At 56.0% G+C, this 11,206-nt stretch carries 12 protein-coding genes; 6 read left to right on the top strand and 6 right to left on the bottom strand.

Features of this window, described 5'->3' with window-relative positions:
• The 6 genes from sufD to iscR all read right to left on the bottom strand — a co-directional run.
• A partial coding sequence (gene sufD / locus AC2FND_RS18100; protein WP_496771172.1) for a Fe-S cluster assembly protein SufD occupies positions 1 to 1,259 on the bottom strand: 1,259 nt, incomplete at its 3' end.
• Complete coding sequence (gene sufC / locus AC2FND_RS18095; protein WP_496771171.1) at positions 1,259 to 2,014, bottom strand: Fe-S cluster assembly ATPase SufC; 756 nt, start codon at positions 2,012 to 2,014, stop codon at positions 1,259 to 1,261. The genes sufC and sufD, both read right to left, overlap by 1 nt.
• 47 nt (positions 2,015 to 2,061) lie before the next feature.
• On the bottom strand, positions 2,062 to 2,265 hold the full coding sequence (locus tag AC2FND_RS18090) for a hypothetical protein (RefSeq protein WP_496771170.1): 204 nt from the start codon (positions 2,263 to 2,265) through the stop codon (positions 2,062 to 2,064).
• Positions 2,265 to 3,785, bottom strand: coding sequence for a Fe-S cluster assembly protein SufB (sufB, locus tag AC2FND_RS18085; protein WP_209503896.1), 1,521 nt, complete (start codon positions 3,783 to 3,785; stop codon positions 2,265 to 2,267). Before sufB ends, AC2FND_RS18090 begins: the two co-directional genes overlap by 1 nt.
• An 18-nt stretch (positions 3,786 to 3,803) precedes the next feature.
• Positions 3,804 to 4,883, bottom strand: a complete 1,080-nt coding sequence (locus AC2FND_RS18080; RefSeq protein WP_496771169.1) for a cysteine desulfurase family protein — start codon at positions 4,881 to 4,883, stop codon at positions 3,804 to 3,806.
• 51 nt (positions 4,884 to 4,934) lie between these two features.
• Positions 4,935 to 5,393, bottom strand: coding sequence for a Fe-S cluster assembly transcriptional regulator IscR (gene iscR / locus AC2FND_RS18075; protein ID WP_209596301.1), 459 nt, complete (start codon positions 5,391 to 5,393; stop codon positions 4,935 to 4,937).
• Positions 5,394 to 5,572: 179 nt separating this feature from the next.
• On the opposite strand from iscR, the gene AC2FND_RS18070 reads away from it, so the two are divergent.
• The 6 genes from AC2FND_RS18070 to AC2FND_RS18045 form a co-directional block, all read left to right on the top strand.
• Complete coding sequence (locus tag AC2FND_RS18070) at positions 5,573 to 6,226, top strand: alpha/beta hydrolase (RefSeq protein ID WP_209503893.1); 654 nt, start codon at positions 5,573 to 5,575, stop codon at positions 6,224 to 6,226.
• Entirely contained in the window at positions 6,226 to 6,471 is a 246-nt protein-coding gene (locus AC2FND_RS18065; protein ID WP_209503892.1) for a hypothetical protein, read from the top strand. The genes AC2FND_RS18070 and AC2FND_RS18065 overlap by 1 nt, the downstream gene beginning before the upstream one ends.
• Positions 6,468 to 7,637, top strand: a complete 1,170-nt coding sequence (locus AC2FND_RS18060; protein WP_496771168.1) for an HD domain-containing protein — start codon at positions 6,468 to 6,470, stop codon at positions 7,635 to 7,637. Before AC2FND_RS18065 ends, AC2FND_RS18060 begins: the two co-directional genes overlap by 4 nt.
• A 363-nt stretch (positions 7,638 to 8,000) precedes the next feature.
• On the top strand, positions 8,001 to 8,336 hold the full coding sequence (locus AC2FND_RS18055; RefSeq protein WP_209596305.1) for an SMR family transporter: 336 nt from the start codon (positions 8,001 to 8,003) through the stop codon (positions 8,334 to 8,336).
• Between the two features lie 76 nt (positions 8,337 to 8,412).
• On the top strand, positions 8,413 to 10,230 hold the full coding sequence (typA, locus tag AC2FND_RS18050; RefSeq protein WP_209596307.1) for a translational GTPase TypA: 1,818 nt from the start codon (positions 8,413 to 8,415) through the stop codon (positions 10,228 to 10,230).
• Between the two features lie 301 nt (positions 10,231 to 10,531).
• On the top strand, positions 10,532 to 11,206 hold a 675-nt coding region (locus AC2FND_RS18045; RefSeq protein WP_496771167.1), incomplete at its 3' end, for a hypothetical protein.

Genomic DNA, 11,206 nt, shown 5'->3' with positions numbered 1-11,206 from the left:
CCTTCCAGACGGCTTACGATTTCATCTGCCAAAGCGTTGTCTTCGATCTCGTCCACTGCTTCTGCCAGGAATGCCAGCGTCAACATGTTGGTCGCGTCCTTGACCGGAACACCCCGTGACCGAAGATAGAACAGCGCCGTTTCGTCAATCGCGCCCGAGGTTGAGCCGTGGGAACACGCCACATCATCGGCGTAGATCTCAAGTTCGGGTTTGGCGAGGAACTGGCTGTCATCATCCAAAAGCAGCGATTGGCTGATCTGGTACCCATCGGTTTTCTGGGCCCCTTCCTTTACAAGGATCTTGCCCTGAAACACTCCTGTCGCACCGTTGCGCAGCACTTTCTTAAAGACCTGACGGCTTTCGCAATTCACCGCGTCATGGGTGATGAACACCGTGTCATCATGGTGGAAATCACCATCCCCAACACAGGCCCCGGCCACATGCGCCACAGCATTGTCGCCGGTCAGTTCAACGACCTGTTCGTTACGGGTCAGCACACCATTCGCTGTCAAGGTGAAGGACTTGTAGACCGACTCTGCCCCCAAACGTGTGAACATATGGGTCGCGGCACGACGTTCATGGTCCCTGCCTTGTGCCCGCACATGATGCAGCGTCCCCTTGTCGGCGATTTCAATCTCCATGCATTTGTTGAAACGCGACGCCGCCGGACCGGATTCAAGAATTGTCACCTCGGCCCCGCTTTCCACACGAATAACGTGATGCAGGATCGCGTCGGATGTCGGTGAGGCATGACGATAGATCAGGTTGATCGGTTTAGAGGGTTTGCCCGTAACGTGAATAGCAACGCCGTCCGACGCAAAGGCCGTGTTCAATGCAGCCAACGGGCGCTGAACCGGGGACTGGCCACGCGCTTCCAGAACGCCATACAGGTCTTTTGCCCAATGAATGTCTTTGCAGCAGATGTCTTCAATCCGGTCGATCTTGACACCGTCCAGCGACAGATCATCGGATTCCTCGGCGCTGAACACCCCGTCGACAAAGACTATTTTCAAACGGTCGAGGTCGTTGAAAAGTACCGGTTCATCATTGACAAACACCGCCGCAGGCAAAGCCTCGGCAGAAATCAGACTGTCGGGCTGGGTGTATTTCCAATACTCATCCCGGCGCCCCGGCAACCCGGATTCCAGAACACGCGCCAAAGCGTCTTCGCGTGCACCACGGGTGCAGCCCGCGTCGGGCATGGTCAGCGCAGCCAGACGCGCCTCGGTTGCGGATTGTTTCGCTTTCGGCAAAGCCATCAGTTCACCTCGGCCAGAATGTCAGCATAACCGTTGTTTTCAACTTCAAGCGCCAGTTCAGGTCCGCCCGTCTTAACGATGCGACCATTGGCCATGATATGCACAACATCCGGTTTGATGTGATCCAGCAGGCGCTGATAATGCGTGATCACCAGAAACCCACGGCCTTCGTCCCGCAGGGCATTCACACCTTCGGCCACCAGTTTCATCGCGTCCACATCAAGGCCCGAGTCGGTTTCGTCCATGATGCACATCTTGGGTTCAAGCATGGCCATCTGCAGGATTTCGTTACGCTTTTTCTCACCGCCCGAAAAACCAACATTGACCGGGCGCTTAAGCATATCCGCGTCGATCTTTAGCGTCTTGGCCTTGGTACGCACCTCTTTCAGGAAGTCTGCGGCAGACAGTTCCTCTTCTCCACGGGCCTTGCGCTGCGCGTTTACTGCGGTGCGCAAGAACGTCATGTTGCCAACGCCGGGTATTTCAACCGGGTATTGGAAGGCCAGGAAAACACCTGCTGCTGCGCGTTCTTCCGGTTCCATCTCCAGCAGGTCCTGACCGTCCAGAGTGGCCGAACCTTCGGTAACTTCGTACCCGTCGCGCCCCGACAGAACATAGCTGAGGGTCGATTTGCCCGACCCGTTCGGCCCCATGATCGCGTGTACCTTGCCAGCCTCGACCGTCAGGTCTACACCTTTGAGGATCTGTTTGTCTTCTTCTTCAAGCTGTACGTGCAGGTTTTTGATTTCCAGCATTTTTTGTCCTTTGCGTATCGCAAGGGGCGCCGTGGCCCCGCATTGTTCTAGCCCAGTAATCTGCGGATCAGTCTGCCGAGGATCCAACCCAGGACTGCCCCGCCACCTACTGCCCAAACCGGGTTGATGAATTCCATGTAATGGGTGTTGACGTAGGCCACGCCAAGCAGACCGCCCAGAACCGGCAATGCGTACCCAAGCCAGGTCAGCACATCATCCTTACGGATGCGGGTTCCGGGTGACCGCGTCATTACCCAACCGAACCTTCAAGTGAGATGGCCACCAACTGCTGTGCTTCCATCGCAAACTCCATCGGAAGCGCCTGAAGCACATCTTTGCAGAACCCGTTGACCACCAGCGCTACGGCTTCTTCCTCATCCATGCCGCGCTGACGGCAGTAGAACAGCTGATCGTCATCCACTTTTGACGTCGTCGCCTCGTGCTCAACGCGGCTCGAGTTGTTCCTGACCTCGATATAGGGAACCGTATGTGCGCCGCACTTGTCACCGATCAGCAGACTGTCACACTGCGTGTAGTTCCTGCTGTCCTTGGCTTTCGGGTGCATCGACACTAGCCCACGATAGGTGTTCTGGGCCTTACCCGCACTGATGCCCTTGGACACGATGCGCGACTTGGTGTTTTTGCCCAGATGTATCATCTTTGTGCCGGTATCAGCCTGCTGATAATTGTTGGCAATCGCGATCGAATAGAATTCACCTTGGCTTTCATTGCCGCGCAGGATGCAGGACGGGTATTTCCATGTCACGGCCGATCCGGTTTCCACCTGCGTCCACATCACCTTCGACCGGTCACCCCGGCAGTCGGCGCGTTTGGTCACGAAGTTATAGATACCGCCCTTGCCGTTTTCGTCCCCCGGAAACCAGTTCTGAACGGTCGAGTATTTCACCTCGGCATCTTCTTCGACGATGATCTCGACCACGGCAGCATGAAGTTGTGCCGTGTCACGCTGGGGTGCAGTACAGCCTTCCAGATATGAGACGTACGAGCCCTTGTCAGCAATGATCAGGGTGCGTTCGAACTGGCCCGTGTTCTCGGCGTTGATGCGGAAATACGTGCTTAGTTCCATCGGGCAGCGAACGCCCGGCGGGATGTAGACGAATGAGCCATCCGAGAATACAGCTGAATTCAATGTTGCATAGAAATTGTCCGATACGGGAACCACGGTTCCCAGGTACTTCTTGACCAACTCAGGATGCTCTTTGATCGCCTCAGAGATCGAGCAGAAGATCACGCCTGCCTTTTTCAGTTCGGCCTGAAAGGTCGTACCCACGGAAACCGAGTCAAACACTGCATCGACCGCTACCTTGCGGCCTTCGGCAGGTGCATCCTCTGCCCCTTCAACACCAGCCAGAATCATCTGTTCTTTCAGAGGGATACCAAGCTTTTCGTAAGTGGCGAGCAGCTTTGGATCAACCTCATCCAGAGATTTGGGTTTCTCTTCCATCGATTTGGGGCGGGCATAGTAATACTGGTTCTGAAAATCGATTGGCGGGTAGTGAACCATCGCCCATTTGGGCTCTTCCATTTTTGTCCAACGCTCGAACGCGGCCAGACGCCATTCGGTCATCCACTCAGGCTCATCGTTTTTCCCCGAGATCAGACGGACGATATCCGGGTTCACGCCTTTGGGCGCGTATTCCATCTCGATATCGGTGTCCCAGCCATATTTGTATGTGCCGACCTCGCGAACCGCGTCCACGGTTTCCTGATCGACACCTTCTTTTACCTGGGTCTGGTCCAAAGCGGCCATGACTTACCCTCCGTCAGATCACGCAGCCCGCGCGCGATGCTTTTTCTCTTTTTCAAGCCACGTTTCGGCGAAACGCAGCACATCTTCTTCAGTCGTCTCTGGCCCCAACGATACGCGGATTGCGCATGACGCCACCGTCTCATCAAATCCCATTGCTGTCAGAACCCGACTGGTTTTGACTTTGCCGCTGGAACAGGCGGATCCTGCACTGATGGCAAAGCCCGACAAATCCATCTGCATCACCTGCGTTTCGCCTTTCCAGCCGGGCGTCGCGAAACACAGGGTATTCGGGAGTCGCTCCTGATCTTTCCCGACAAAAATAGTAGATATTGAACCAGCCTCAAGGGCGTTTTCTAGAATATTTCTAAGTTCGCTGACTTTTTCCCATACTCCATCAGCCAGATCGCGCTGAGCAGCTTCGGCAGCCGCGCCAAATCCGGCGATACCCACCACATTTTCAGTTCCGGATCTTCGCCCCATCTCCTGACCGCCGCCGCTGGCCAAAGGTTCGATATCGATACCTTGCCGCAGGATCAAAGCGCCAACACCTTTTGGCCCGCCAATCTTATGCGCCGACAGGATCGCCATATCAGCGCCGCTCCAGGCGAAGGAAAATGGAATGCGTCCGACAACCTGCGTAATATCCAGCAACAGCCAGTCCGCGCGCCGCGCGCCATAGGGCCACTGGTTCTCAACTTTCTGTGGCGGCTGCGTGATGACTCCGGTTTCGGAGTTCGCAAGCCCCATCGCCAATATGTGCCCAGGGCCAAAGGGATGCTCGCTACAATGGGTCAGATCGAAATGCGACCACAGCGCATCGTGGGCAGTGCTGTCGACAAAGACGTCGCAGCCTTCGGGGCGATTTTGCAGAACCCGCGCCGCTTCGGTCGCGCCAGAGGTAAATATGACCTCTTGCGGACGGCAACCGACGGCCTCGGCGACTTGCGCCCGCGCACGTTCAACCAACGCTTTTGCGGCACGCCCTTCTGCATGAACAGATGACGGGTTCCCGACCACATCCATCGCCGCGATCATCGCTTCGCGCGCTTCGGGTCGCAGCGGCGTGGTCGCGTTATGATCCAGATAAACACGTTTCATGGATACATCTTTTCCCGCACGGAACTCATATGCATGTTCGACTTACCCAGCTCATTCATCCACGACGGAAAACAGGCTTGGAACTGCCGGGCAAGGCGCAAGGTCGTTCCTGATCACATCCGACAGGCGCGTCTGATGCAAAAAGACATAAACATGCGCGCTTAGGCTTTCCCACAAGCGGTTCGTCAAGGATTGCGCCCTGCTGCCCGATGACGCACCGGATGCTCCGGCCCCTTTTTGCAGGGCATCAACCGTCTCATCCACGGCCGCAAGAACCTCGACCACGCGAATCTCGGAGGCGGGACGTGCAAGACGATACCCTCCACCGGGCCCACGGACTGATGCAACGAGTTCCGCGCGACGCAGCTTGACGAAGAGCTGCTCAAGATACGGCAGAGAAATGTCCTGCCGTTCCGAGATTTCGCCCAGGGTTACCAGCCGGTCTGTTGGCTGAAGCGCAATATCCGCCAAAGCGACCATTGCGTAACGCCCTTTGGTCGAAAGCTTCATTCCCTGCCCCCTTTTAGCCGGATTTGCGCGAAATCATTGACGCCGACGCTGCCAGTGCGTATCTCCGACTGACAGCGCGATTGCGCCAAGCAATGTAATTAGAACCGTTCTAAGGTGTCCGACGATTATAGTCAAGTATATCCGGATACCCGCACGAAAATGACAGGACCAAAGCACACATGCCCGAGGTGATTTTTCCCGGACCCGAAGGCCGCCTGGAAGGCCGCTACCACCCGCAAAAGGAAAAAGACGCACCGATCGCTATCGTGCTTCACCCGCATCCTCAGTTCGGCGGGACCATGAACAACAAGGTGGTCTATAACCTGCACTATGCCTTTTACAACATGGGCTTCACCGTGCTGCGCTTTAACTTCCGCGGCGTCGGTCGCAGCCAGGGCGAATACGATCAGGGCGTAGGCGAGCTGAGCGATGCGGCATCTGCGCTGGATTACCTGCAATCCATGAACAACAACTCGAAACACTGCTGGGTTGCAGGCTTTTCGTTTGGGGCGTGGATTGGAATGCAGTTGCTGATGCGCCGCCCCGAAATCACGGGTTTCATTAGCGTGTCACCGCCTGCCAACATGTATGACTTTTCCTTCCTTGCGCCCTGCCCGTCTTCGGGTCTGATCATCAACGGATCGGCTGACCGTGTGGCACCACCAGCGGATACCACCGCGCTGGTCAACAAGCTGCACGAGCAAAAAGGAATCACAATCACCCATAACGAGGTTGAGGGCGCGGATCATTTCTTCCAGGAACGCCACATGGACACGCTGATCACAGATGTCAGCGACTATGTGAAACGTCGGCTGACCGAGAACACCCGCTAATGTCCGACACCATCACATCGCTCGCGGCCAAACTGGCCGAAGATACGATGAAGGTCATGGACGAAACTGGCGAAGACCGGTTCTTCGTGGAGGTAGGTGAAGTGCTTGGTGCGGCGTCGCAATCACTGGAGGAGGCTTTCCTGACGGAAATCCGCGTGCGTCTGGCCGAACGCAAGGCCAGACAATTCGTGATCAAGCGCCTCGCCACGCATCGCGCGAAACTCAAGGCAATTGAAAAGCAATGACCAATCGCCTGGCTGCGCAGGTCGCATTTCTGAAACGGGCCGACAATCTGAAACTGGTCGAGCGGGCAAATGTCCTGCTTGACCAATCAAGGCCCGAAAACTCTGCTGAACACAGCTGGCACTTGGCTTTGTGGGCAATGGTCATGGCACCGCTGGCCGGGCCGGACATCTCGGTCGACCGGGTCATCCGCATGTTGCTGCTGCATGATCTGGTTGAGATCGTGACAGGTGATCACCCGATTCACCTCAACACGGATTGGGACACCGTGGCCGAGGCTGAACAGGCCGCAGCACAGGAATTGTTTGGCCTGTTGCCCGACGAACAGGCGCAGGAATTTCTTTCGCTCTGGCACGAATTCGAGGCGGACCAAACCCCGGATGCCCGGTTTGCCAAGATTCTGGATCGCTGCCAGCCGCTGTTTCAGGTTCTGTGCGCCACCGACCCACGAGAGGATCATGTGGAGATTGCGCGGTCGAATCTGGCAAACGGGCGCGCAGCGTATCTGGCCCATGCGTTTCCATTGGCGCACCAGCATGCCACAAACCTCTTGACCAACTCGGACCCTCAGGATGACGCGTTCACGAAAAGATTGGCGTTTCTTACAGAAGCGGACCAGTTGAAATCTGTTCTGCGCGCGTCACGCCTGATGGCCAGTGACAGGTTCGAGAATTCGGCGGAACATTCGTGGCATGTCATGCTCTACGCATGGGTATTGTCGGAATACGCGCATTCGGACGTTCAAGTGGACCGAACCCTCCAGATGTTGCTTTTGCACGATGTTGTCGAAATCGACGCGGGCGACCACCCGATCCATGGACATGTCGACCACGCGGAACAGGAAGCCAAGGAACAGGCCGCCGCCAAGCGATTGTTTGGCCTTTTGCCTGACTGTCAACACAGGCCATTTACTGAACTTTGGCACGAGTTTGAGGCGGCTGAGACCGCAGAAGCTAGGTTTGCAAAGGCTGTTGACCGCTTTCAGACACCCATAGCAAATCTGGAAACAGGTGGCGGGTCATGGGTCGAATACAAAGTGAAATTCGACCAGATTGTAACGCGTGTCCGACCAGCTATTGCAGCGGGAGCGCCTCAGCTGTGGGACTGGCTGAAACCGCAACTGGTTGCGCATTTCGAAAATGGCAAAACAGCCGATCCTCAAGCATAAAAAAAGGAGCCTGAAGGCTCCTTCTTTCTTGCTTGGTTTCTAGCGGCGTTCAAAAAACACTACTACCATCAAACTGTTGAACCAAGTTGGCTGCATTCACTTCGACGGACCCCCCGTCAGCAAGCCACCCAATCGCCACTATCAGACCCGAAGCAAATATGATTGATTTCGCAAATAACGTCATCGCTCAAAACTCGTTAACAAAATGAAAAAATATGCAGCGAATATTACATTCATTCGACTGAAAAAACAGTCAGGTATACCTGACCCAAGGTAATCTTGTAGACAACATGACGGCCCGCGTATTTCACTCACACAAATCACCCTCAGGCCACCCGACGCACCCTTTTCCGAGGTATTCAAATGCCCCAAGCCTATCTGTATCTATTGCTGGCTGTGCTGGCTGAAACCATTGGCACAACGGCCTTGCAAGCCAGCCAGCAGTTTACACGGTTCTGGCCATCCGTGATCGTTATCGTTGGGTACGCGTTTGCATTCTACCTTTTGGCGATGACGTTGAAGGTCATGCCTGTCGGCATTGTCTATGCTATTTGGTCCGGACTAGGCATCTTTCTGATCGCGCTCATCGGTTTTATCGTTTTCGGTCAGCGTTTGGATTGGCCGGCAATTCTCGGATTGGCGATGATTCTGGCGGGAATCCTGATCATTCACCTCTTTTCAAAGACTGCCGGACACTGAAGGCCGGTTAGGGCTGGTATATTTTGCCGCGCCGCGTTATGCGCGCGGCAACTTCCCGTTCAAAGGCTGACCTCTCATGGACCTGCGCAACATCGCAATCATCGCTCACGTGGACCACGGCAAAACGACCCTGGTGGACGAGCTGCTCAAACAATCCGGTGCATTCCGGGAAAATCAGGCCGTCGCGGAACGCGCCATGGACAGTAACGACCTGGAGCGTGAACGCGGCATCACCATCCTGGCCAAGGCCACGTCGGTAGAATGGAAAGACACGCGCATCAATATCGTCGACACCCCTGGCCACGCCGATTTCGGCGGCGAGGTCGAGCGCATTCTCAGCATGGTCGACGGTGTTGTTCTGTTGGTGGACGCCGCAGAAGGCCCGATGCCCCAGACCAAGTTTGTAACGTCCAAGGCACTGGCGCTGGGCCTACGTCCGATCGTGGTTCTGAACAAGGTCGATAAGCCGGATGCCGAACCTGACCGCGCATTGGACGAATGCTTTGACCTGTTCGCCAATCTCGGCGCGGACGACGACCAGCTGGATTTCCCTTCAATGTACGCCTCGGGCCGTTCGGGCTGGGCGGATATGGAACTGGACGGCCCCCGCAAGGACTTGAGTGCGCTATTCGACCTGATCGTCGATCATGTCCCTGCCCCGAAGCAGGTCGAACACAAAAATGAACCCTTCCGGATGCTGGCCACGACATTGGGCAGCGATCCCTTCATCGGTCGTATCCTGACCGGTCGTGTGGAAAGCGGCACGCTGAAGGCTGGCGACAACCTCAAGGCGCTCAGTCGCGATGGTTCGGTCATCGAAAACTTCCGCGCCACGAAAATCCTGGCGTTCCGGGGGCTGGCTCAACAGCCCATTGACGTGGCCGAAGCAGGCGACATCGTGACAATCGCTGGCATGAGCAAAGCCACCGTAGCGGATTCGCTGGTTGCCCCTCAGGTCACTGAGGCCCTGCCCGCGCAGCCCATCGATCCACCGACCATTACCGTGACCTTCGGTATCAATGATTCTCCGCTGGCAGGCCGTGACGGCAAAAAAGTTCAATCTCGCGTCATTCGTGACCGCCTGATGAAGGAAGCCGAGTCGAACGTCGCCATCCGTGTCACCGACACCCCCGGCGGTGAGGCGTTCGAGGTTGCGGGCCGTGGCGAGTTGCAAATGGGCGTTCTGATCGAGAATATGCGCCGAGAAGGCTTTGAGCTCAGCATCTCGCGCCCGCAGGTTCTGTTCCGTGAAGAAGACGGGCAGCGGCTTGAGCCCATCGAAGAAGTTACCATTGACGTGGATGACGAATATTCTGGTTCCGTAATTGAAAAGGTTACCGGCGCACGTAAGGGTGAACTGGTCGAGATGCGCCCAGCCGGTACGGGCAAGACGCGGATCATCGCCCATGTCCCGTCCCGCGGTCTGATTGGTTACCATGGCGAATTCCTGACCGACACGCGCGGCACGGGTGTACTTAACCGCGTGTTCCATGACTGGGCGCCACATAAGGGGCAGATTCCGGGCCGTCGTGCAGGTGTTCTGATCTCGATGGAGAAAGGTCAGGCCGTGGCTTATGCGCTGTGGAACCTGGAAGAGCGTGGCCGCATGTTTGTTGGTCCCCAAACAGACGTGTACCAGGGTATGGTGATCGGCGAACACTCGCGCGACAACGATCTGGAAGTAAACCCGCTCAAAGGCAAGAAGTTGACAAACGTACGCGCCAGTGGATCCGACGACGCGGTCCGCCTGACGCCGCATATCCAGTTCTCACTGGAGGAGGCAATTGCCTATATCGACGATGATGAACTTGTGGAAGTCACACCAAACGCGGTGCGTCTGCGGAAGCGTTTTCTTGACCCGCACGAGCGTAAGCGGATGGCCAAATCTGCCTAGAACACCCTCAGGTTGCAAACTGACCAAACGGAAACAATGGCATTAGTGTGGCAAATTTGCTTCCAATTCGACAAAAGACGAAATCAGAAAAACCGGGCTCACTGCCCGGTTTTTATTTGAAAAATAACAGTTTTCTCCATATGGTTGAAGGTTTCTGACACAAACCTCACCAACAAGATATTGTAGGCGCCCTCAAATTATGGTCAAAACACGTCAGAAGTGTGACGTCCTTCACAAACACCGACACGGGAATGGTGCATAGAAGGACGAAGTTTAGTTATCGAGTTACAAGGAGTTCAAAATGGGTAAAAGAGCTCGTAAGTTTCCACTGTTTTTTATTGGGACAACTTTTCTGCTTTCACCTGCCGGTGAAACCTTTGCCGCTGGGGCATGTACGGTTGCAACAGCGCGGCAATCCGCTGCGTCTGCTCAGGTTTTGTGCGAATGCGATGCCGTGACATCCGGCATGATCCGCTATATTCAACGCCGTCATGACTTCGATCAGATTCTGGCGCGCGTCGGTGCAGAATGCGCCCCGCTGGCAGGTCTGCTAAGTGACTTCGCTACCGCGTCGATCGGTGTCTCAGACCAGAGATCTGGGGACGGACCTTCCCAAGAAAACGGCACGCCCTCCAATGGCGGTGTTGATAACCCAACCGGGGGCGAAGAACCCGGCGGTGAAGAACCCGGTGGTGAGGAGCCCGGTGGCGAAGAACCTGGTGGTGAAGAGCCCGGTGGTGAAGAGCCCGGTGGTGAAGAACCCGGTGGTGAAGAACCCGGTGGTGAAGAACCCGGTGGTGAAGAGCCCGGTGGTGAAGAACCCGGTGGTGAAGAGCCCGGTGGTGAAGAACCCGGTGGTGAAGAGCCCGGTGGTGAAGAGCCCGGTGGTGAAGAACCCGGTGGTGAAGAGCCCGGTGGTGAAGAACCCGGTGGTGAAGAGCCCGGTGGTGAAGAGCCCGGTGGTGAAGAACCCGGT

The sequence above is a fragment of the Ruegeria sp. BHSB056 genome, assembly GCF_059613305.1.
This window is presented reverse-complemented; position numbering and strand designations above follow the sequence as displayed.